Origin of the sequence: Neobacillus cucumis (assembly GCF_002860255.1) — a bacterium.
Classification (GTDB): Bacteria; Bacillota; Bacilli; order Bacillales; family Cytobacillaceae; genus Neobacillus; species Neobacillus cucumis_A.
Genome location: NZ_PGVE01000098.1, coordinates 20,734 through 43,208 on the forward strand (window position 1 = coordinate 20,734; position 22,475 = coordinate 43,208).

Consider the following 22,475-nt stretch of genomic DNA (forward strand, 5'->3'; position numbering starts at 1 on the left):
TTTACGTGTTTTTCTGAATTTCGTTCATTGACTTTTTCTTTACATATTTTTTTATCGTATCCATAAGTAAATAAAGGAATGGGATCATCTCCACACAGTAGGCAAAGGTAGGCCATGAGTGTTCATAAACATCCACAAGATTAGCAAAGTTCTCAGCCAATGTGATAGACATGGACACCACAACAGCCGCTAAAGAAAACGTCAAGGGTCTGTAATCATTTAGCTTTAATAGCTGAGCAAGGATTTGAACAGCCAGATAAAAGAAAAAACTAATTTTGATGTAAACCATGGTAGACCACACGGCAATTAAGAGAGGATCTAAGTTCTCAATAAAATCGGCGATTCGAATGAAACGAACCATCTCTAATATCGGGAAAGATAAATGAGCCGTTAGATTCGGACCAAAAAGAAGTAATAAGAAAGCAATGTATAGGATAATCAGGCTAACGTTAAAAAATAAAGCAATAAAAATGGACTTTAAAGTTTTTTCTTTTTCCATAAAATAGGGGAAAATGAAAATAAACAAGCCCACCTCACAGAAAAAGGGAGAAATAAAGTAACTTCCCTGGAGAATACCATGGAAATTATGATTAGTTATAAAAGCAATCGAGCGTTCCCATCGTAGTTCTTTACCCACAAAAAAAGTGTTTAAAAGAATGACGGAGATGGTTATAAAAAATAAACCCTGAGCTGATCGAAAGATTGTTAGGATACCTAAACGAGAGACAATAGCAACTGCCAAACCGAAGATGATCCCGATGGCCCAAATAGGGGTTTCTGGAAGATAGACTTGGGTAATGAAGTCCTCATATTCTCTTAATATAAAGGCGCTGCCATGAAGACAAAAAAAGAACATAGTCCCCATTAATAGCAGATGAATCCAGTAAGGAAATATTTCCTTTCCATAGGAAACAATAAATTCATTTGGCCTCCTTTTGGCCAGTTTTATAGAAATTAGCGCTTGGATCACACCGCTTAAACCACCAATACAAATAACAATTAAAGAATCATACTGTGTCATTTTAACGAGTTGGACCGAAGAAAAGCCTACAAATGTGGAGTAGAAAAATAGAATTAAAAAAAGGGTGATTTGGCTTTGTGAGATTCCCTCTGTTTTCAACTTTACTTCACCTAACTTATTATTTTGGTTTGCAGCGGTTTAAACAGGAATTCAATGAAGTCATTGGGATTCAGACTATATTTAAAAAGGTACGTAAAAATACAATAAAAGAAAGAAACTCCCATGATACAAAAAACAAAGAAGTACGTCCTTTTTTTTCGGTTTCGGTTCTTAAGGAAATTCCATTCATAAAAAAAGATAATGGAAAAAACGAGAATGATAAAAATCATGAGCTTAGTTCCTTTGTCCAAAATGGGTTATTTTCAGTACCCCTGCGTTTTATTTTAAGATCCACATAAACGTTTATTTTAACTTGATCTTTATATATGGACGACCAATTTCCTTTTGCTTTTTTCCATATTTTTGGCTTGCTCCATGATAAATATTCACCAAACTGAAATGCGTCGGTACCTGCTTTTTTAGTCATTAAAAGAGCCGCTTTAATCCTGTTTTCAATATCTCTTTCAGCTATCAATTCTAATTTTCTGATATTACTTTCCCGGCTTAAATCGATGGTCGAGTCCGATTCTGAAAGATCATCTTCTACATTGATGTGAATATCAAACGTGTAAGGTTCCTTTTTTGATGGACGAATTTTTGTTTTTGCTGTTATTACGGATAAGTTAATGTCTTTATGATCAGTAGGTGATTTAATGGTTACAAGTGCCCGTATAATCGTGTTGCGCAGCCACAAGGCCCCTCGTCCTTCATAAGTAGATAATTTACCCACCATTTTGTAATTTTTGAATAAGGCGATCCCATCCGTGCCCACCCAAACAGCCTTCTTTCCATTTTCACTAACCATTTTACGTTTCCCGACCTTTAAAATACTAACAGCCATATCACCATTTACTGTTTCAAAAAAGTCCTTAGGTGTTGTTAATAAAGCAATTTGGCTTCTGCTGAACCCTGATAGGATTCTTGATTGTGAGCGTTCAAAGGCTGGGACCATATTAATAATGTCTTTTGCCTTCCCTGGGGCTACAAACATAGCTAAATTGATATTTAGGCTTGGCTCGCGAATGATAAATTCTAGTATTTTTGTAATTCCTTCTCTGGCCATTCCATTCCCAATAATCACAACCTTTGTTTGTCCAAAACTAATTCTTCTGGGTATATCAACCTGCATTTTATGAAAGGCCTGTGAGATATTTACACCTGAATAGGTTAAAGTTGAGTATGGTTTTCCTGATGTCTCGGAACTTCCGGATTGGCCTGTAGCCATTCGATTTGGAAGTGGAAAGGTTAAGGTTACGTCAATATTTCCACCTTTACCTTTATCCACCAATATGGTTGTAACAAAGGCTCGTTCATTTATTTCTACACGAGACCAGCATCCTGATAGAAAAAGCATGCTTATAACTATCGAAAAAATGAAAACTTTTTTCAATCTTCATTCTCCTCCGTAAATGGATACTTGAGATTAGACCTATTTGGATCTTTTGTTCCAACGAACGAAGGACGACGTTTCATTAACCACCAAGGGGCTCTCAAAAAGTTATCCTTCAAATCACTAACGCGTAATGGTGCAATAGGTGTAAGGTAGGGCATTCCAAAAGAACGAAGGTGGACCAAATGAACATAAATAAGAAGACAGCCGATCATCAAACCAAACATGCCAAAGGTACCCGATAAGATCATAATCGGAAAACGAAGCAGACGAAGGGAAAAACCCAAATCGAAATAAGGTACAATAAAGGAGGCAATCCCTGTAAAAGATACGATAATGACCATTGGCGCTGAAACGATTCCTGCTTGAACCGCCGCTTGCCCAATAACTAATGCACCTAAAATGCTGATAGCCTGTCCAATGGCTTTTGGTACCCGCAGTCCTGCTTCTCTTAAGGCTTCAAAGGTTAGTTCCATCATAAGCGCTTCAACCATTGCTGGAAATGGGACTAAATCCCTTGCGGCTGCCACGCTCAATAACAAATCGGATGGAATCATCACTGGATGAAAGGTAGTCACCGCAATATAGAACGATGGAAACAGCAGGGATATAACTAAAAAAGGCATTCTCAGCCATCGGACAAAATTGGCGAAGATATATCGTTGATAATAATCCTCCGGTGATTGAAGAAACATAGTAAAAGTAACCGGTACAATAAGAGGGATAGGGGTTCCATCGACAAAAATTACTACTCTTCCTTCCAGCAAGGCTGCAGCGACTACATCCGGACGCTCTGTTTTTTGTGATTGTGGAAAGGGCGACAGGGGAAAATCATCAATATTTTCTTCAATATAACTGCTTCCTAATACACCATCCATTTGGATACGGCCAATCCGCTGTCTCACTTCTTCAATGAGTTCTTCTTTGCATATCCCCTCCATGTAACCAATGACTACTTTGGTTTTCGTCAGCTTACCAAGTAACTGCTGTTCCATTTTTAAAGTGGGAGACTTGATTTTTCTTCGGATCAAGGTAAGGTTGGTATGGATATCCTCAACAAATGCTTCTCTCGGTCCTCTTATCACATTTTCGTTGGCCGGCTCACTGATGGCTCTTTTTTCAAATTTCTTCAATGGGAAGGCAAGCATCCTCGGGTCGCCTTCAATAAATATTAGTATATTTCCATCGAGAACTAGCTCTACGGCCTTCTGCATATCTGTCAGTAGATTGCTTGAGATGGAGCTGATCAATTTTAATTCAAGTAAATTATGAATGAGCTCTTTATGCGAGCTTGCAAAATCCTTCGATACAATATAGGAAAGGACCTGCTCATCGAATAAGGTTTCATCGACCATTTCCTGGACGTAAACAATTCCGCACCGAGTTTTATTAGCAGCTAATTCATAGACTGTGATATCTGAACACTGGTTAAATGATTGCTTAAGCCATTTATAGCGGACATCAAAATCTTCTCCCAAAAAAACCTGTTCGGCGGAAGCCTTGTTTTGATTTTGCTTTTTTTCTTTTGAGAAAAAGGGCATGGTGTTTCACTCTCTCCACAGTACTTTTTATTAGACTTCCCTATAAAGAGAAAATAATTTGTAGTGGATTAAGACTAAGAAGGGGAAAATGATTATATCGACTAAAGCAGGGGTGGAAGATATGATTGTGAAACTCGGGTATGTTGCTATGAGTGTTGAACTGCAGCAGGCATCTCCCTCTCAAACTATGACATTTTCCCAATTTTCAAAGATTAAAGACCGGGAAGCAGCCATTCGTAAATTAGAGAGAATAGCTCAATCTAATTTAGAGAATTGTTTGCGGCTATTAAAGCATAATGTAGGGAATGATATTCAATTTTTCCGATTTAGTTCACGGCTGATTCCACTGGCTAACCACGAGGAGTTACAAGAGTGGAACTATATGAAACCGCTTAGAGAAACACTAGCAAAATTGGCTGATTTTTTAAAAGAGCATCCAATGAGAATTGACTTTCATCCCGATCATTTTGTGGTGCTGAATTCATTGGATAAAGAGATATTAAAAAATTCTCTAAAGACATTATGGATGCACGAGGCTCTTTTGAAGGGGATGGACATAAATCCGGAGCATCGCTGTGTCCTTCATGTTGGCGGGGGGTATGAGGATAAGGAAAAGGCCTTGGAACAGTTTATTTATAATTGGGGATATATAAAGCCGGATATTCAAAGGATAATTATGTTAGAAAATGATGATACGACTTTTACGCTTAAGGATACGTTGTATCTTTGCGAGAAGTTAGGGATTCCAATGGTGTTTGATTACCATCACCATCTTGCCAATCATAAAGAGGAAGATTGGGTGTCCGATTGGGAACGAGTGGTTTCCACTTGGAGTCACTCGCCCCTTCCAGTAAAGATGCATATTTCCAGTCCTCGCTCTGATAAGGAGTTTAGAGCGCATGCTGATCATGTAGATCCAGAGATGTTTATGACGTTTTTGAATGAAGTGAAGGGCAGTGTACCAGAGATTCATTGTATGATTGAGGCTAAACAAAAGGATGCCGCGCTGTTTCAATTGGTTAGAGATTTAAAGGAGCATGGAGGATTTAAATGGCTGGATCAGACTAATTTTGTGGTGGAATAGAGCGATGAGGTGAACTTGAACTTACTGGATCATTTAAGTTTTGAAGACAGATGGCTCGGATTCTATGACGATAATGTCCCCAAGAGGGTGGATTGAAGACAATTCTCTTGGTTTCGAGGATAAAAATGCCCCCAAGAGGGCGGATTGAGGACAATTCGCCTGGTTTCGAGGATAAAAATGTCCCCAAGAGGGTGGATTGAGGACAATTCGCTTGGTTTCGAGGATAGAAATGTCCCCAAGAGGGTGGATTGAGGACAATTCGCCTGGATTCAACGACGAAGTGTCTTCAAGAGGGGAATTGAAGTCCATTCTCTCCGTTTCGAGGATAAAAATGTCCCCAAGAAGGTGGATTGAAGACAATTCTCTTGGTTTCGAGGATAGAAATGTCCCCAAGAGGGCGGATTGAGGACACTTCGCCTGAATTCAACGGCGAAGTGTCTTCAAGAGGGGAATTGAAGTCCATTCTCTCCGTTTCGAGGATAATAGTGTCCTCAAGGGGTATCTATTGAGGACAACCTCTCTGATTTTTAACTAGGTACCGTTTCCTCAATACTCCAAGTCAATTTCGTTCTCGAAGACAAAACAAAATGGCCCCTCTCAACGAAGGGCCATCCTCAATCAGCAAAACTTAAGCACGATAAGTCCGGCTATAAACCGTATACTTATTAATCTTTTCTATACTAGGTTCATACCCGATCCCTGGAGAGGTTGGCACGGTAATTGTTCCGTTCTGAACGGTTACTTCAGGTTCGATAATATCTTCTGCCCAATAGAGGGAAGAAGCGGCCGTATCACCTGGCAGAGTAAAGTTTGGCAGAGAGGTAATCGCAATGTTATGGGCACGGCCGACCCCGGATTCGAGCATGCCGCCGCACCATACAGGAATATTGTTAGCTTGGCAGAAGTCATGCAGCTTCCGTGATTCAGTTAACCCGCCAACACGTCCAATCTTAATATTAATGATTTTGCAGCTCCCAAGCTTTAAGGCCTTTCGCGCATCCTCGACAGAATGAATACTCTCATCTAAACAAATTGGGGTTTTCATCCGAGCCTGCAGATCGGCGTGATCGATAATATCATTGTGAGCTAAAGGCTGTTCAACCATCATTAAATGATAACTATCTAGTGCAACTAATCGATCCATATCATCCAAGGTGTAGGCCGAGTTGGCATCAGCCATTAAAGGGATATCAGGGTATTCTTGTCGAACCCGATTAATTAACTCCACATCCCAGCCGGGTCTGATTTTTAATTTGACTCGCTTATAGCCTTCCTCTAGACGTTCGCCAATGGTTTCGATGGTTTCTTCTATGGAGTCCTTAATGCCGATACTAACACCAACATCAATAGTAGATCGGTCGCCGCCTAAAGCGCTTGCCAAAGAAATGTTCTGCTCTTTTGCATACAAGTCCCATACAGCGCCCTCAATGGCTGCCTTAGCCATATAATTGCCGCGCAGATGAGCAAAGTACTTTTCAAACAGTTCATCAGGATGCTGGATTTCATTTTTTAAAACTATAGGCATTAAATAGTCTTCAAGGACATGCCAATTGGTTTTAACTGTTTCTTCATTATATAATGGGTCAAGCATAGCCACCGATTCCGCCCAGCCGGAAAGGCCGTCTTCATTTTTAACTTCCACCAAAATAAAATCCTTATCATATTCCGTTCCAAAGCTTGTAGTAAACGGATGTAGTAAATCAAGCTTCAGATGTCTTAAAATGACTTGCTTAATCTTCATGCCAAAAGTCTCCTTTAACTCCTCGGGTTACTGTCTAGATAAAATATAGAAATTTACCGGAATCTCCGGATTGCTAATCTTTTTAAAACCGCGAATCTGCCATCCTTGAGCAAACAGCTCAGTAAATGCGTTCCGCGTTTGCATTCGCCAGTCAGCGGCGAGTGACAAGTCTGTTTCACGAATGATCCGATAGTTCTTCGGGATAGGTACGAATTGAGTGTGGTTGTTATGTAAGCCTTCTAGTGTAAAAGGCAATACAACGGGTTGCCCCTTTTCATTGATTTCCCACTGAAGCAGGGAGTTTGCTAAAACGCTGTCCGGTTCAAACTCCGTTCCAGATGTATCAGCCTTTTCCTCGTTAATCTTCCATTCCACGAGGAAGCGGTCAGAAGGGAGCCCGCTATTTAATAAATCTTCCATCTCTCCATAGCAGTTTGGTATATAAGTGGAAACCACACCGCCGAGCTTGCCGATATTTAAATATCCATTAATACTTTCTAGTGGATCATAGGTCCAAGTGATAAGAGAATAGCCAAGCTTTAACGCCTCCTTGCGTTGAGCTTGCTTTAATTTTTCACCAATGCCTTTATTTCGAAATTGTTCATCTGTCCCTAATATGTGTGAGCAAAGATAGACAGACTGTCCGTTAAATCCAGGGAAGCTGTATTGAAAACCAATCAGCTGACCATCACAAAAGGCACCAAGCACTAAACCGCCGTTTTTGACGGCGGTAATCGTTTGGTGTGTTGGAATGGAGTCTGACTCACCCCAAATTTTACTTTCGAGTCTGCGAACTTCTTCTAGCTCTTCAGTCGTTTTTAGGGAACGAATTTTGATCTCTTTTGTTGTCATTGTCATTTCCCCCAATTAAAAAACTATTCGTGGCGGCTGAAATCTGCCTCATGTAATGGAACCAATTTGGTCTTTTTCACAACCTTATAGCCAACATAAGCTAATAGGAATAGAGGCAGTCCAATATAAGAAACCAATGCACCGTACCAATCAATTTTTGGACCAAAGAAGGCACCGAAATTTTGACCAAAAACAGCCACTAAACATAATACCGTAGCTAAAATGGGTCCAAACGGGAACCATTTGGCTACATATGGTAATTCAGATAAACTTCTTCCTTGTGCAATATACGCCTTACGGAAACGGTAGTGTGAAATAGAAATACCTAACCATGATAAGAATCCAGCTAAACCAGAGGCATTTAATAACCATCCGTAAACCGTACCGTCACCAAACAGGGAGGTTAAGAAGCATAACATCCCAATCAATGTTGAGACGAACAAAGCATTGGTTGGAAGGCCTCTTTTACTAACTTGCTTTAAGAACGCAGGCGCTTTTCCTTCTTTTGCCAGCACCCATAAAACACGAGATGCCGCATAAAGCGCAGAGTTACCTGCAGAGAGTACCGCTGTAAGAATAACTGTATTCATTAGAGCTGCAGCAAAGGCAAGGCCAGCATTTTTAAAGACTAATGTAAATGGACTTACTGCTACGTCTTTCACATCTGTGCTTAATAATAATGGATCTTTATAGCTGACTAAGCAGCCGATAATAAAAATGGCTAAAACATAGAATAATAAAATTCGCCAAAAGATTTGTTTGATTGCTTTTGGCATGTTCTTTTCAGGATTTTCACTCTCACCCGCAGCAACCCCGACAAGCTCTGTTCCTTGGAAGGAGAAACCAACAATCATAAACACACTTAAAATCGAAAGGAATCCGCCTTTAAATGGTGCTTCGCCTTTCGTAAAGTTTTCAAAGCCGCCTGTATGGCCTTTCATAATCCCAAAAATCATTAACAAACCTAATATTATAAAAATAATGATAGTAGCTACTTTAATAAGGGCAAACCAAAATTCGGATTCTCCATAACCTTTTACAGATAAAATATTTAATCCGAAAATTAATACAAGGAAAGCTGCGCTCCAAACAATTCCTGGAACATGCGGAAACCAATATTTCATAATTAATGAAGAAGCTGATAATTCGAGTGCAACAATAATGGCGTTGTTATACCAATAATTCCAGCCAATCGCAAATCCCAAAGCTGGGTCAACAAATCGGTCGGAATAAGTGCTAAACGATCCGGTGATTGGAATAAATGCGGACATTTCCCCTAAACTAGTCATAATAAAATAAACCATAATACCAGCAATTAAATACGCAGCAAGGGCTCCGCCAGGACCCGCATCCGAAATGGTTGCTCCACTTGCCAAAAATAATCCGGTACCAATCGTTCCGCCGATGGCAATCATGGATAAGTGTCTTGTTTTTAATTTTCTTTCCAATGGTTCTTGAACTTTATTTTGCTCAATCGTTGTATCTATTTTACGTGCTGTGTTTTCCATCGCACATCGCTCCTAATTGTTTTAAGTCTCTTGTAATGCTGTTAACAAGGTTTGTATTAAAATTCTTGTTCCATAAATCAATGCATCTGGATTAAATTTCATCTCAGGATGATGTAACCCAGGCGTCAAGCCACAGCCTAAACCAATCATCGTAGCGGCAAGACCGGGATTTCTAGCTGTGTAAAAATGAAAATCCTCCGCACCTTGGGAAATACAAACTGGGACGACATTTTCTTCCCCTAATATTTCTCCTATTGCCTTTTCCGCCATGCTCATTGCAGTGTTGTTTAATGCAGCGGCTGGGACAAACTCCTCCATCGACCATGTGATAGACGCTCCATACCGATCAGCGGCCATCTCTATTGCATGGGCAGTCCGCTGTTTAAGTTCGGTCATAATTTTATTAGATTGTGCCCTCACATCAAGGGCAAAATTCGCCGTCTCGGGAATCACATTTGTTGCTTCATTTTCTGTTGCCAATTGGGTCATCTTAATGGAATAAGGAACATCTGTTTGTAAATCAATGTCTTTAAGGTTTTGAACTAAAGAGGCTGCGGCCTCAATCACGTTGATTCCTTCGTTTGGGCGGGCTGCATGGGCTTGCCGTCCTTTTATTATTCCCCGAATGGTTCCTGCTGCTCCATGAATAATTACAGGAGAGGCCTTCATAAATGGAAGTTCACTAACTGGCCGTACATGGGTGCCAAATAACAAATGGACATTTTCCAAGGCGCCATCCTCCATCATTTTTAGAGCGCCTTCGCCTTTTTCTTCAGCAGGCTGAAATATAAATCGTAGTGTGTGCTCCGGTTTCAGACCACTTTCAGCCAGTGCAAGTGCTGTGTAAAGCACCATGGTGCTATGGCCGTCATGACCACAAGAATGATTGGGTCTTACCACACCATTTACCTCTTGGACTAATGCGTCCATATCTGCCCGCAGTGCCACCACCTGATTTGATATACCCGGTATTTCAGCGATTATTCCGAAGTGATCTTTAAACCTTTTTACTTTAAGGCCAGCATTTTGCAGTTTTTCTGCAATGTAGCCGGATGTCTTTTCTTCTCCCCAGCTGGGTTCCGCCAGGCCGTGGAGGTCATGATAGGTTTTTAGTAAATCTTCTTTATGTTGATTAATAAAGTCTAGCGTATTCAACCTTATTCACCTCTTAAACTTCTATACTTATTCATTAAATACTCCAAAAGTTGAATAAAGCTTTTCAAGCTTTTGCTGGTATGCAAGGATGCGTTCATTATCTTTTTGTTGAATTCCCTCAATAACTAAATCTAATAAACTAATAACGGATGCAATGGAATTCGTGCCGGTTTCTGCGTTTTCCTCGGTGGTTAATACGATGTTAGAAATTCTTCCGACAGGAGAGAGAAGCCGGTCGGTTATCGAAATCAGGGTAATCCCTTGTTCTACCGCACACTCCGCAATCTTTATTGTTTCATTGGAGTATCGTGGAAAAGAGAAAACAACAACAACAGATTGATTAGTGAGATTACAAAACTTCTCGAAAAAATCATCCGATGTGGAACATAGATTCACTTGTTCTCGTATCGTACTCAGCATATAGGAAAACCAATAAGCGGCTGCATGTGCAATCCGATGGCCTGCAATTAAGATCTGGTCTGCCTTAATTAATACATCCACAGCTTTCCATATCTCTTGGATATTTGCCGAATTTAATAAATTCCTTAATATATCAACCTGGTTTTCTATTACCTTTGTAAATATATGCTTATCACTAGATTGAATGGAATCAGAAGCAGCGGCAGCAGTTTGGTTTTGCAATACCATCTGCCTTTGAATTCGTTCTTGCATTTGGCTAAAGCTTTGAAAACCTAAAGCGTATGAAAGGCGGATGACAGTGGTCTCACTTACGGAAGCCTGCTTGCCAATCTGAAATGCCGTTTGAAAGGCAGCCTTATCTATATTCTCAATAAGGTAATTTGCAACCTTCTTTTGTCCTGTTGATAAATTGTTAAAATGATCTTTAACTAATTGTTTAAAAGGAAGTGGTTCCATCGTATCCACCTTTCTGAAAAGAAGGAAATCCTTCACTTTGTTAAAATGTTGCAGTTAATACTTTCATTTTTATACGTTAACATAAATAAATATGAATTAAAAGATGATTCCTAACTATTTTTTTTTGCTGTTAATGGGATATATTGTAGGTAGAGATACTTTTTCCCTGATGATATGGAGGAGATGGAATTTGTTAGCCAAGCCGCAAAATAGAATTTCTCAAAAGGCATTAACCGTATGGAGAATTTCCGGAGTCATCAGGTCCGTTATTGGCTGGATTATAACCGGAGTTATTCTGTTATTATTGAATGTTTTTGATGTTCCATTTTGGATATCCACCATTTTAATTACCTTGGGTGTGATCTTCCCAATCTATCATATATTTATTTCGCCTCTTTTTAGATGGAAGAGCTGGAGGTATGAGGTGCGCGAAGTAGAGGTAGAGCTTGAGGAAGGAATTTTTATAAAAAGAAGGACACTTATTCCAATGGTTCGTGTACAGCATGTTGATACCGTTCAAGGTCCTCTTTTAAGAAAATATAGATTAAGCTCTGTTCTTGTGCACACGGCGGCCACTGGACATGAGATTCCAGCTTTGGAAGAGGACGAGGCAGAGAAGCTTCGTAAGTATATATCAAAATTAGCAAGGGTGGCGGAAGAAGATGTCTAAACCGAAACGTCTTCACCCGATTGCAAGTATTGTTACGACTGGTAAGAGAATCCGAAATCTCATCATCCCACTGATTGCTTTAATTGTTTCTGCTGGGCGCGACAGTAAAACTTCCTTACAGGTTTCCCTCATCCTATCGTTAATTGCCATCCTGTTTACTTTCCTTACAGGTATCTTATCTTGGTACAGGTATACGTATCGATTCGAGGAGGATGAACTGCGGATTGAATACGGAATTTTTCTCCGTAAAAAACGGTATATTCCGTTTGAACGTATTCAAAGTATGAATATAACTGAGGGGCTGATGCAGCGTTTATTTGGATTAGCTAAAGTGGAAATTGAAACTGCAGGCGGCGGTGATGAGGCAGAAGCTGTGCTATCAGCTATTTCAAAGGAGGAAGCTGGGCGGATTCAAACACATGTTTATGCTGCTAAACAAGACTCCACTCTTGAAAAGGCGGCAGAAAGTAAACCGATTTTTAAACTTTCAATACAACAGCTAATCTTACTTTCATTCACTTCCGGCGGGATGGGGGTAGTGATATCGGGGGTTTTTGCGATACTTTCGCAGGTAGATGACCTTATTCCTTATAAAAAATTATTTGGCGGAATTGAATCATGGGCAGTTCATAATGTTATGCTTATTGCCTTCATTGTATTTTTAGGTATTTTCCTAACATGGATTATCTCCTTATTCTTCACTATGCTTAAATATGCAAATTTCACTGTGGTTCGGACAGAAACTGATTTTGTGATTTCCCAAGGACTGCTGGAAAAAAAGCAAATGACCATTCCTTTGAAGAGAATCCAGGCAGTTAGAATAGATGAAAATCCAGTTAGGCAGCTGTTAGGGCTTGGAACCGTGTACTTGGAAAGTGCGGGAGGGTCCGCTGTTAATTTAGAAGGGGCAAATGTGATGCTTTTGCCGATTGTAAAAATAAACGATTTTTCAAGTATAATTAGTCCTTACTTACCGGATTATGAAATCACTGGGGTTTTTAATCGGCTGCCAAAACGGGCAATGTGGAGGTATATTTTTCGGTCCTGGTATTTTGTCATCCCGATTGTGATCCTTTCAGTCATCTTTCTAAAGAGCTGGGGATTACTTTCTCTCCTCTTGCTTGTCCTTCTGACTATTAGAGCTGTATTAAACTTTAAATCGGCCGGCTGGATTCTTAGCAAAGATCAGTTAAGTATGAAATATGGAAGTTTTAAAAGGACAACAATATATATGAAGAAAAACAAAATACAAAGTCTAGAGGCGAGGGTTAGTTATTTTCAAAAAAGGAAAGAGCTTGGTACACTTGAGGTCTTTGTAAAGTCCGGTGCTGTCAGTTCAGGAGGTCGTGTAGTTGATTTGGATCAAGCTGCTCTTCAGGGTATTTATCTCTGGTATTCAAGGAAAAAGGAAACAGGGAACGGCCCGGAATGAACTCGGGTTACTCCCTGTATTTATAAATAGTGTATTATCTCCAAAATCCTAGAATAGCAAGGATGATAACCGTTGCCCAGATTAATACTTTTATGGGGGATTGGAAGGAGACCTTTTTTCTTTGACTGCTGGCCCAAAATGTAGTGGTCTGGATAGAATCGGAAAGCTCTTTTTTATTAAAGTACGGAATGGCCCCCACTAAAAAGCCGCCCAATAACCCAAATAGATGGGCGCTTACATTGATATTTGGCTGCAGGAAGGTCATGATTAAACTAACTGCACAGAGAACGAGGATAATTTGACTGTTTTGTTGGGACATCATTCTCTTTCTAAAAATAATAATGGCTATATAATAGCCAAATAAGCCAAAAATCGCCCCGCTTGAGCCAACATGTGTATAGGTTAATGGTTCGAGCAGCAATGTAGCCAAATTGGCAATAAATCCTGAAAAAAGATAAACGAATAGAAACTTGCCGCTCCCAAGCATGCGTTCTAATGCCGGTCCAAACAAAATTAGGGAGAAACTATTAAATAGCATATGTGAGAAACCGCTGTGCATAAAAGTAGGAGTGATTAATCTCCATACTTCTCCTTCCATAATATAAAGATTAACACCAGAAAAATTTTCGAAGAACCAGTTGTTTGGGAATATAGGTAGAATGGTTAAAAGATATAATACTAAGTGGATCGTGACAATAATAGAGACCATCGGATAAAAGCGGACAAATTCACGAAAGCTTTCAGTTCTGGTAAATATGTGTAAAACCTCCTTTCCTATACATCTTAAACAGTTTTTTGGTCTTGTACACTATTATGCTAATAGTAAATTAAATAGAAGGATGAGAAACCATGATTAAAGGAATCGGTATTGATATTATTGAACTCCAAAGGGTTCGGAACATCATCAGCAGTCAGATTAAATTGGTTGATCGAATTTTAACTGAAAATGAAAAGAATAAGTATGAAGATTTATCGGATGCAAGAAAAGTGGAGTTTTTAGCCGGGAGATTTGCTGCAAAAGAGGCCTTTTCCAAAGCATTTGGCACTGGAATTGGTAGTGATTTATCCTTTTTAGATATCGAAATTGATACAGATGGGTATGGAAAACCTTTTTTTATAAAACCAAAGGTTCAGGCGCATTTGTCTATTTCTCATAGCAGGGAATATGCTGTTGCTCAAGTTGTCATTGAATATTAGACTATCTGCCCTGCTATTTGACCAAGGTCTTTATTTTTTAGAAAGGCTTGGTTTCTTGTAAGAATAATCCCCATGGTTGTCTCATATATTCATAGGGAAATAGGAGAGACAAGGTCAGCTATGGTTGATAAGCCTGATTCCTGCCTTTCTCTTCTTTGATAATCATATGAAATGAGACAAGAAGGGGTTGAAGGAATGAGGAAAAAGTTTTTGATGCTTATTACTGGGCTAATGGTTATTTTCGTGCTGGCTGCCTGTGGTTCAAAATCACAAGATGATGTGGTAAAAGAACTAAGAAGTAAGCAGAGTGACTTAACCAGCTATAAAGTAAATGCGAAAATGACGTTGAAAATGGGTTCGGATTCGCAGGTGTATAACGTGGAAATTTGGCACAAAGATCCTACGTTCTATCGTGTGAATTTAAAAAATGCAGAGAAAGATCAAAGTCAGATGATTCTCAGAAATAAAGAAGGCGTCTTTGTTCTAACACCGGCATTGAACAAAAGCTTCCGATTTCAAAGCGACTGGCCGCAAAATAGCAGCCAAGCCTATTTGTATGAATCCTTAATTAAAGATATTGTCGCCGATAAAGAAGCCAAATTTTCTTCCACAAAGGAATATTATATCTTTGAAACGAAAACTCGTTATCAAAACAATAGTATGCTCCCATTCCAAGAAATTAAGCTGAATAAAAGTGATTTATCACCTGCGGTGGTAAAAGTGATGGATCCGGATCGAAATGCTCTTGTGACAGTTGAGTTTTCGAAGGTGAAATTTAATGCCAATTTTGATAAAGATGATTTTGATATGAAAAAGAATATGACTCGGGCCCAGTTAAATTTACCAGCGATGGCTAACGGAAAAGATAAAGATCAATCTTTCTCTGTTAAGTATCCAACATTTGAATTAAAAGGAACCAAGTTACTTGAAGAAAAGACAGTCAATATCGAGGATGGTAAGCGGGTGGTCCTCACCTACGACGGCAAAAAGTCTTATACACTTGTTCAGGAAAAGGTAACAACAAAGGTTGCATCTGCCAATCCAACTCTAATGGAGGGGGATATCGTTGATTTAGGTGCAACAATCGGGGCATTATCAGATCATTCACTTTCTTGGTCACAAGGCGGTATCGATTATATGATTGCATCAAAAAATCTGACTAGAGATGAAATGGTTGAAGTGGCGAAATCTGTTCAAGGTGAAGCTGTTAAATAATTATCTAAACTAAAACAGGCCTAGTGCCTGTTTTTTAGTTTGAAAAGTAGTATGATATTTTTGTATGAAAAAAAGGGCTTCGGCTCTTAAGAATTATCATATTCCAATTTTGTGGTAAAATAAAAAATGCATTTTAATTAGGAAGTGGAAAGATGGAAGAGCAAGGATATTTTTACCGAGATACATGGGCAGAAATTGATCTGGATTGTATCGGGGAAAATGTCTCCGCTATAAAAAATCATTTACCAGAACAAGTGGAGATTATTGCAGTGGTAAAAGCAAATGCATACGGCCATGGTGATGTTCAAGTGGCTAAAACCGCCCTTTCTGCGGGGGCCAGTTATCTTGCTGTTGCTATAATGGATGAAGCAATTGCTTTAAGACAAAAAGGCATTGATGCGCCTATTTTGGTCTTAGGGGTAACCCGGCCAGAGGATGTTCAAGTTGCGGCAAAATTTAATATTGCCCTTACAGTTTTTCAAAAGGAATGGCTTCAGGAAGCTCAAAAACATTTGGCTGATGGTGATAGAGTTTCTCTGCATATCAAAGTGGATACGGGCATGGGGAGACTCGGCGTACGTACCCGTGATGAATTATCGACCGTTGAACAATTCATTTTAGGGGATCGTCGGTTTAATTTTGAAGGGATTTTTACTCATTTTGCCACAGCAGATGAACAAGACATCAGTTATTTCGAGCAACAGTTAGCATTATTTGAGGATATGTTAAAGGTGTTAACGAAGCGGCCAAAGTATATTCATTCCAGCAATAGTGCGGCTGCCATAAGATTTCCTAATGCTTATTTTAATGCAGTTCGAGTTGGGATTGCAATGTATGGTCTGACTCCATCTCTTGCCATGGAAAAAGAAATTCCCTTTCCTTTAAAGGAGGCTTTTTCACTGCAAACAAGGCTTGTCCATGTAAAGCAGCTGAAAGAAGGGGATAAGGTTAGCTATGGGGCTACCTATGAAAGTAATGAAGGTGAATGGATTGGGACGATCCCAATTGGCTATGCAGATGGATGGATTCGCAGGCTGCAAGGTCAAGAGGTGTTAGTGAATGGAAGGCGTTCGCCAATCGTCGGCAGAATTTGTATGGATCAATGTATGGTACATCTTCCTTCCAAATTACCTATTGGAACAATCGTTACGTTAATTGGGCGGCAGGGGGAGCAATTTATTTCTGTCAATGAGGTGGCTGCGAAGCTTGAAACCATTAACTATGAAGTCCCATGCATCATTACCAATCGTGTTCCAAGGCTTTATAAAAAGTCGGGTAAAATTGTCGACTTAAAAAATGACGTTCTTAGAAATTCAATGGCGTAAATAAGGAATTTTGAACATAATTATGATATTGCGGTAAATTGTGCATAAAAGCATCTTTAATTGGCTTATAATACAGTAGAATTATATTTAGTCTATGAATTAGGCTTGATTAGTGTTATTATTAAATATGGTACAGTATTAAATTTAAAACTCGCTTTTGACTTCTTCCAGGAGGACGTAAACAGAAGTGCAGTTAAATTTAAGCACAGAATGAAATTCTGGTTAGATAAAAAATGGTGTGTAGTGATGGTGGAGGTGTATGTTTGTGTCTGAAACTGGCGCAACTACGGAAATCTTAGTAAAGTTACCGCAACATCTTTTAACAGAGTTAGATGGCTTCGTTAAGCAAGAGAATGGAAATCGCAGTGAATTTATTTATCAAGCAACAAAAATGTATTTACGCGAACGGAAAAAGAGACAAATTCGCGAGTCGATGAGACGTGGATACATGGAAATGGCAAAGATTAATCTTAGAATTGCATCAGAAGCATTTTTAGCAGAATATGAGGCAGAACACACAGTTGAACGTCTTGTAAGCGGAGGATAATCCTTTGATTGTCAAGCGTGGTGACGTTTATTTTGCGGACCTATCCCCAGTTGTTGGTTCTGAACAAGGCGGCGTCCGACCTGTACTTGTCATCCAAAACGACATCGGGAATCGGTTTAGTCCCACAGTGATTGTTGCAGCGATTACAGCTCAAATTCAAAAAGCAAAGCTTCCTACTCATGTAGAAATTGATGCGAAGCGCTACGGATTTGAACGTGACTCGGTCATTCTGTTAGAGCAAATTCGTACAATTGATAAGCAGCGGTTAACCGATAAAATTACCCATCTCGATGACGAAATGATGGAAAAAGTGGATGAAGCCCTACAGGTAAGTTTAGGTCTCATCGAATTTTAGTTTAAAGTACGCTCTTTTAAAGAGCGTTTTTTCATACATATCCTGTCTCATGATTTTTCTGCCAATTAGCAAGCTACTCTTAGCTTGCTTTTCTTTTTGCTTGGAGAACATGTGGTCTTTGATGAAACCTTTACATTAATTTGATAAAATGAAATGAAAAAAGGATGGAGGATTGTTTTGTGAATGATACAGTCGTAAAAGATGATCAGCTCTTAGGAAAAATAGCAGCAGAGCTTTCAATTTCCCATAAACAAGTGAAAAGTGTTATCTCATTGCTAGATGAGGGAAACACAGTCCCTTTTATTGCACGTTATAGAAAAGAAATGACTGGTGCCCTTGATGAAGTTCAGATTCGTTCAATTTTAGAACGCTGGCAGTATATTCAAAACCTTGAACAAAGAAAAGAAGAAGTAATTCGTATTATTGAAGAACAAGGGAAGTTAACTGATGAATTAAGTAAGGCGATTACGAAGGCTGAAAAACTTCAAGAGGTTGAAGATTTATATCGGCCTTATAAACAAAAAAGAAGAACCAAGGCCACTGTGGCAAAAGAAAAAGGACTAGAACCATTTGCTGAATGGCTGATGACTTTTCCTAAAGACAGCATTGAGCAAAAGGCTAAAGAGTTCCTGTCTGAAGAAAAACAAGTTCTTTCCATTGAGGATGCTATTGCAGGTGCAAAGGACATCATTGCTGAAATGGTTTCTGATGATGCCGAAGGACGCAAATGGATTCGTAGAGAAACGTTTAAATCTGGTACCGTATCATCTGCTGTGAAAGATGCAGACAAAGATGAGAAAAATGTCTATGAAATGTACTATGAATATGAAGAACCTGTAAATAAAATTGTTCCACACCGGATTCTTGCCTTGAATCGTGGTGAAAAAGAAGATATTTTGCGCGTTTCGATTAAAATCAACGCTGAAATGATCATGGCCTATCTGTCGCGCAAATGGATACGCGTCCAGCATTCCCCTGCCGCCCCGATTGTTCAAGAAGCGATAGAGGATGGTTATAAAAGATTGATTCAGCCATCTATCGAACGAGAAATTCGTGCTGAATTAACGGAAAAAGCGGAAGAGCAAGCCATACATATATTCTCTGAAAACCTGCGTAATTTGTTGCTGCAGCCCCCTTTAAAAGGGAAAGTAGTGATAGGTGTTGATCCGGCCTATCGGACAGGCTGTAAATTGGCGGTTGTTGATGAAACGGGGAAAGTATTAAAGATAGATGTGATTTATCCCCATCCACCTGTATCGAAAACAAAAGAAGCGCGTGAGAAGTTTATCAACATTCTGCGTGAATATAAAGTAGAAATGGCTGCCATCGGGAACGGTACTGCTTCTAGGGAAACAGAACAATTCGTCGCTGATATTTTAAAAGAAATGGATAAAGAAATCTTCTATTTAATCGTTAATGAAGCTGGTGCGAGTGTTTACTCTGCTTCTGACATTGCGAGAGAAGAATTTCCGAATTTCCAAGTGGAGGAAAGAAGTGCGGTTTCCATCGCACGGCGCCTGCAAGACCCTTTAGCAGAATTGGTTAAAATAGATCCGAAATCAGTAGGGGTTGGCCAGTACCAGCATGATGTATCACAGAAACGCCTATCGGAATCGCTGCATTTTGTGGTGGAAACAGCAGTTAACCAAGTGGGGGTCAATGTTAATACCGCTTCCTCTTCCTTATTACAATATGTTGCAGGATTAAATAAAACAGCAGCAAATAATATTGTCAAAAAACGTGAGGAGGAAGGAAAGTTTACGAGCAGGACGGAATTAAAAAAGGTCCCTCGTTTAGGTGCGAAAACCTACGAACAGGCAATTGGTTTCCTTCGTGTGATCGATGGAAAACAACCGCTTGATCGGACAGGAATTCATCCTGAAAATTACGGTGAAGTTAAAAAGTTGTTATCTAGTCTAGGCTTTACTGTAAATGACATAGGAACAGAAGAGTTAAAGAAGGCCCTTAATGGACTGGATTTAAAATCAGTTTCTCTGGAGTTGGCTATTGGAGAGCTAACTTTAAAAGATATTATTGATGCTTTAGTAAGACCGGAACGAGATCCGCGGGATGATTTACCCCGCCCGCTGCTAAAAAAAGATGTCTTAAAACTAGAAGACTTAAAAGCAGGAATGGAGCTGCAAGGCACCGTCCGGAATGTTGTTGATTTTGGTGCATTTGTTGATATTGGTGTAAAACAAGATGGGCTTGTTCATATATCTAAGCTCAGCAATCGTTTTGTAAAACATCCTTTGGATATTGTTTCAGTAGGTGATGTCGTTACGGTTTGGGTGGACTCTGTTGATATGAAAAAGGGCCGTGTGGCATTGACTATGCTGCCGTCATCTTAAGTTTTGAAAGCGCCTGGTCTAGAGACAGGGTCAGTCTACAGGCGCTATAAAAGTTAGACACTGCTTTTAGGAGCAGTGTTTTTTTCTGTAAAAAAACCAGCACTGGTTCAACAGCTTTATTTGATAGCGGTCCTTCTCATAGAAAGCCCTTTTCATTTGGTTTTGCAACCAAGTCGGCATAGTGTAAAACCTCCCGAAAAGTTCATCATTCATTAAGGGTATATACAATATATGCTATAATAGGTTGTCACGTTCGCTAGAAAGTGAGGAACTGTAAAATGGAGCAGCGGGAACTTCAATTATTAGTTGAAAAGATATCTCTTGATTTCTTTGGGAGGCACTTTTTACATATGGCTTTGTTTAATCCAAGATTACGATCAACTGGGGGAAGATATCTTTTAGGTACTCATAATATTGAAATCAATAAAAAGTATCTAGAGCAACTGGGGGAAGAGGAATTAATCGGCATTATAAAGCATGAGCTGTGTCATTACCATCTTCATCTTGAAGGCAGGGGTTATCAGCACAAGGATCAAGACTTTAAGCTTTTATTACAGAAAGTAGGTGCACCTCGTTTCTGTAATCAGCTTCCTGAAAGAACAGCCAAACGAACATCGAAAAGAATACTTATTTATCAATGTACAAACTGTAAACTTACCTATAAAAGAAGAAGAAGTATTAATACCTCAAGATATGTATGTGGGAAGTGCCGAGGGAAATTATCAAAAGTTAAAGAGATGGAATTATAAATGAGTGATAATTTGGAAATAATCTTTATGTAAAAATAATGTTGACTTTATAGTTGAAGGTCTATATAATGTAAAGAGTCGACAGGGCGAGCGCCTTAGAGACAAGCATTATTGATGATTATTCCGCAGTAGCTCAGTGGTAGAGCTATCGGCTGTTAACCGATCGGTCGTAGGTTCGAGTCCTACCTGCGGAGCCATTTATATGGGGAAGTACTCAAGAGGCTGAAGAGGCGCCCCTGCTAAGGGTGTAGGTCGGTTAACCGGCGCGAGGGTTCAAATCCCTCCTTCTCCGCCATATAATAGTTTGGCCCCTTGGTCAAGCGGTTAAGACACCGCCCTTTCACGGCGGTAACACGGGTTCGAATCCCGTAGGGGTCATCAGGGACGGGGAGTGACGTTGTTTCATTTCCTGTTTCTTAATCTTATAAACATTATTGGGCTATAGCCAAGCGGTAAGGCATCGCACTTTGACTGCGACATGCGTTGGTTCGAATCCAGCTAGCCCAGCCATTTTGTTTGGGTAACAACATTTCTACGAGCCATTAGCTCAGTCGGTAGAGCACGAACGAATAAGCTTCGGTGAAACAGCATCAGGGCACACGCCGAGTTGCTGCTTGAATAAGCTTTCTGAGGTGTGGGCATCCGGCGAAACACTAAGTTTAGGTAACAACATTTCTACGAGCCATTAGCTCAGTCGGTAGAGCATCTGACTTTTAATCAGAGGGTCGAAGGTTCGAGTCCTTCATGGCTCACCATTCGATTATCATATGCGGGTGTGGCGGAATTGGCAGACGCACCAGACTTAGGATCTGGCGCCGCAAGGCGTGGGGGTTCGACTCCCTTCACCCGCACCATTAATTTCCTCTTGAATTAAACAGTGATAAATGTTATGATTGATTTTGTCGCTGATTCATATGCGGTCGTGGCGGAATGGCAGACGCGCTAGGTTGAGGGCCTAGTGGGGGCAACCCCGTGGAGGTTCAAGTCCTCTCGGCCGCACCAAAAAAGTTATTGACAAACAAAAATAACTTTGATATACTTTAAAAGTTACATTTCAAGCGTGCGCCCGTAGCTCAATTGGATAGAGCGTCTGACTACGGATCAGAAGGTTATGGGTTCGACTCCTTTCGGGCGCGCCATATTTTACGGGAAGTAGCTCAGCTTGGTAGAGCACTTGGTTTGGGACCAAGGGGTCGCAGGTTCGAATCCTGTCTTCCCGACCATCATAATTTTATTTAAATATATGCGGGTGTAGTTTAATGGTAAAACCACAGCCTTCCAAGCTGTTGTCGTGGGTTCGATTCCCATCACCCGCTCCAAATTGCTCTTTGAAAACTAAACAAACAAAAACGTCAACAAACAATAAT

20 protein-coding genes and 10 tRNA genes are annotated in these 22,475 nt (G+C 39.9%); 20 read left to right on the plus strand and 10 right to left on the minus strand.

Annotation, left to right across the window (positions count from 1 at the left end; genetic code table 11):
- Position 1 precedes the first annotated feature (1 nt).
- From CVD27_RS25440 to CVD27_RS25450, 3 genes are all read right to left on the minus strand, one after another.
- Positions 2 to 1,120, minus strand: a complete 1,119-nt coding sequence (locus tag CVD27_RS25440) for a GerAB/ArcD/ProY family transporter (protein ID WP_101651747.1) — start codon at positions 1,118 to 1,120, stop codon at positions 2 to 4.
- Between the two features lie 226 nt (positions 1,121 to 1,346).
- Positions 1,347 to 2,510 (minus strand): Ger(x)C family spore germination protein, encoded by a 1,164-nt coding sequence (locus CVD27_RS25445; RefSeq protein ID WP_101651749.1) that lies wholly within the window; start codon positions 2,508 to 2,510, stop codon positions 1,347 to 1,349.
- On the minus strand, positions 2,507 to 4,051 hold the full coding sequence (locus CVD27_RS25450; RefSeq protein ID WP_101651751.1) for a spore germination protein: 1,545 nt from the start codon (positions 4,049 to 4,051) through the stop codon (positions 2,507 to 2,509). The genes CVD27_RS25445 and CVD27_RS25450 overlap by 4 nt, the downstream gene beginning before the upstream one ends.
- An 88-nt stretch (positions 4,052 to 4,139) precedes the next feature.
- On the opposite strand from CVD27_RS25450, the gene uvsE reads away from it, so the two are divergent.
- The gene (gene uvsE, locus CVD27_RS25455) at positions 4,140 to 5,135 is read left to right on the plus strand and encodes a UV DNA damage repair endonuclease UvsE (RefSeq protein WP_257984491.1); all 996 of its coding nucleotides are present in this window, start codon (positions 4,140 to 4,142) and stop codon (positions 5,133 to 5,135) included.
- A gap of 628 nt (positions 5,136 to 5,763) precedes the next feature.
- Here the strand turns inward: uvsE and menC are convergent.
- The 5 genes from menC to CVD27_RS25480 are packed head-to-tail and all read right to left on the minus strand — an operon-like array spanning position 5,764 to position 11,267.
- Complete coding sequence (gene menC, locus CVD27_RS25460) at positions 5,764 to 6,876, minus strand: o-succinylbenzoate synthase (protein WP_101651753.1); 1,113 nt, start codon at positions 6,874 to 6,876, stop codon at positions 5,764 to 5,766.
- Positions 6,877 to 6,903: 27 nt separating this feature from the next.
- Positions 6,904 to 7,728 (minus strand): GNAT family N-acetyltransferase, encoded by an 825-nt coding sequence (locus tag CVD27_RS25465; protein WP_101651755.1) that lies wholly within the window; start codon positions 7,726 to 7,728, stop codon positions 6,904 to 6,906.
- Between the two features lie 23 nt (positions 7,729 to 7,751).
- Complete coding sequence (locus tag CVD27_RS25470; RefSeq protein ID WP_101651757.1) at positions 7,752 to 9,236, minus strand: amino acid permease; 1,485 nt, start codon at positions 9,234 to 9,236, stop codon at positions 7,752 to 7,754.
- A 21-nt stretch (positions 9,237 to 9,257) separates the two neighbouring features.
- Complete coding sequence (locus CVD27_RS25475; RefSeq protein WP_101651759.1) at positions 9,258 to 10,391, minus strand: amidohydrolase; 1,134 nt, start codon at positions 10,389 to 10,391, stop codon at positions 9,258 to 9,260.
- 27 nt (positions 10,392 to 10,418) lie between these two features.
- Positions 10,419 to 11,267, minus strand: coding sequence for a MurR/RpiR family transcriptional regulator (locus CVD27_RS25480; protein WP_101651761.1), 849 nt, complete (start codon positions 11,265 to 11,267; stop codon positions 10,419 to 10,421).
- A 190-nt stretch (positions 11,268 to 11,457) separates the two neighbouring features.
- On the opposite strand from CVD27_RS25480, the gene CVD27_RS25485 reads away from it, so the two are divergent.
- Both CVD27_RS25485 and CVD27_RS25490 read left to right on the plus strand, forming a co-directional pair.
- Positions 11,458 to 11,937, plus strand: coding sequence for a PH domain-containing protein (locus CVD27_RS25485; protein ID WP_101651762.1), 480 nt, complete (start codon positions 11,458 to 11,460; stop codon positions 11,935 to 11,937).
- Positions 11,930 to 13,369: a PH domain-containing protein gene (locus tag CVD27_RS25490; RefSeq protein WP_101651764.1), complete on the plus strand. Its 1,440-nt coding sequence runs from the start codon at positions 11,930 to 11,932 to the stop codon at positions 13,367 to 13,369. Before CVD27_RS25485 ends, CVD27_RS25490 begins: the two co-directional genes overlap by 8 nt.
- Before the next feature lie 34 nt (positions 13,370 to 13,403).
- Here the strand turns inward: CVD27_RS25490 and CVD27_RS25495 are convergent, their stop codons facing one another.
- Positions 13,404 to 14,078, minus strand: a complete 675-nt coding sequence (locus tag CVD27_RS25495; protein ID WP_257984492.1) for a rhomboid family intramembrane serine protease — start codon at positions 14,076 to 14,078, stop codon at positions 13,404 to 13,406.
- A 140-nt stretch (positions 14,079 to 14,218) separates the two neighbouring features.
- Between CVD27_RS25495 and acpS the strand changes: the two genes are divergently transcribed.
- The 6 genes from acpS to CVD27_RS25525 all read left to right on the plus strand — a co-directional run bounded on the left by acpS (position 14,219) and on the right by CVD27_RS25525 (position 20,359).
- The gene (gene acpS, locus CVD27_RS25500; RefSeq protein ID WP_101651768.1) at positions 14,219 to 14,566 is read left to right on the plus strand and encodes a holo-ACP synthase; all 348 of its coding nucleotides are present in this window, start codon (positions 14,219 to 14,221) and stop codon (positions 14,564 to 14,566) included.
- 195 nt (positions 14,567 to 14,761) lie between these two features.
- The gene (locus CVD27_RS25505; RefSeq protein ID WP_101651770.1) at positions 14,762 to 15,781 is read left to right on the plus strand and encodes a LolA family protein; all 1,020 of its coding nucleotides are present in this window, start codon (positions 14,762 to 14,764) and stop codon (positions 15,779 to 15,781) included.
- Between the two features lie 152 nt (positions 15,782 to 15,933).
- Positions 15,934 to 17,106: an alanine racemase gene (alr, locus tag CVD27_RS25510; protein ID WP_101651772.1), complete on the plus strand. Its 1,173-nt coding sequence runs from the start codon at positions 15,934 to 15,936 to the stop codon at positions 17,104 to 17,106.
- Positions 17,107 to 17,371: 265 nt separating this feature from the next.
- Positions 17,372 to 17,653 (plus strand): CopG family ribbon-helix-helix protein, encoded by a 282-nt coding sequence (locus CVD27_RS25515; protein ID WP_101651779.1) that lies wholly within the window; start codon positions 17,372 to 17,374, stop codon positions 17,651 to 17,653.
- 4 nt (positions 17,654 to 17,657) lie between these two features.
- The gene (gene ndoA, locus CVD27_RS25520) at positions 17,658 to 18,008 is read left to right on the plus strand and encodes a type II toxin-antitoxin system endoribonuclease NdoA (protein WP_007083556.1); all 351 of its coding nucleotides are present in this window, start codon (positions 17,658 to 17,660) and stop codon (positions 18,006 to 18,008) included.
- 164 nt (positions 18,009 to 18,172) lie between these two features.
- A complete protein-coding gene (locus tag CVD27_RS25525; RefSeq protein ID WP_180960452.1) occupies positions 18,173 to 20,359 on the plus strand; it encodes a Tex family protein in 2,187 nt (728 codons plus the stop codon).
- A gap of 66 nt (positions 20,360 to 20,425) precedes the next feature.
- On the opposite strand, the gene cmpA is transcribed toward CVD27_RS25525, so the two are convergent.
- Positions 20,426 to 20,539, minus strand: coding sequence for a cortex morphogenetic protein CmpA (gene cmpA, locus CVD27_RS25530; RefSeq protein WP_007083554.1), 114 nt, complete (start codon positions 20,537 to 20,539; stop codon positions 20,426 to 20,428).
- A gap of 98 nt (positions 20,540 to 20,637) precedes the next feature.
- Between cmpA and CVD27_RS25535 the strand changes: the two genes are divergently transcribed.
- The 11 genes from CVD27_RS25535 (at position 20,638) to CVD27_RS25585 (ending at position 22,427) form a co-directional block, all read left to right on the plus strand.
- Complete coding sequence (locus tag CVD27_RS25535; protein WP_101651776.1) at positions 20,638 to 21,108, plus strand: SprT family protein; 471 nt, start codon at positions 20,638 to 20,640, stop codon at positions 21,106 to 21,108.
- Positions 21,109 to 21,230: 122 nt separating this feature from the next.
- Positions 21,231 to 21,305 (plus strand) — tRNA-Asn (locus CVD27_RS25540).
- 7 nt (positions 21,306 to 21,312) lie between these two features.
- A tRNA-Ser gene (locus tag CVD27_RS25545) sits at positions 21,313 to 21,403 on the plus strand.
- 11 nt (positions 21,404 to 21,414) lie between these two features.
- A tRNA-Glu gene (locus tag CVD27_RS25550) sits at positions 21,415 to 21,486 on the plus strand.
- A 57-nt stretch (positions 21,487 to 21,543) separates the two neighbouring features.
- Positions 21,544 to 21,618: transfer RNA gene (locus tag CVD27_RS25555), tRNA-Gln, on the plus strand.
- Positions 21,619 to 21,787: 169 nt separating this feature from the next.
- Positions 21,788 to 21,863, plus strand: a tRNA-Lys gene (locus CVD27_RS25560).
- 14 nt (positions 21,864 to 21,877) lie between these two features.
- A tRNA-Leu gene (locus CVD27_RS25565) sits at positions 21,878 to 21,962 on the plus strand.
- A gap of 62 nt (positions 21,963 to 22,024) precedes the next feature.
- A tRNA-Leu gene (locus tag CVD27_RS25570) sits at positions 22,025 to 22,110 on the plus strand.
- Between the two features lie 60 nt (positions 22,111 to 22,170).
- Positions 22,171 to 22,247: transfer RNA gene (locus CVD27_RS25575), tRNA-Arg, on the plus strand.
- A gap of 7 nt (positions 22,248 to 22,254) precedes the next feature.
- Positions 22,255 to 22,331 (plus strand) — tRNA-Pro (locus tag CVD27_RS25580).
- A 22-nt stretch (positions 22,332 to 22,353) separates the two neighbouring features.
- Positions 22,354 to 22,427, plus strand: a tRNA-Gly gene (locus CVD27_RS25585).
- Positions 22,428 to 22,475: the final 48 nt, after the last annotated feature.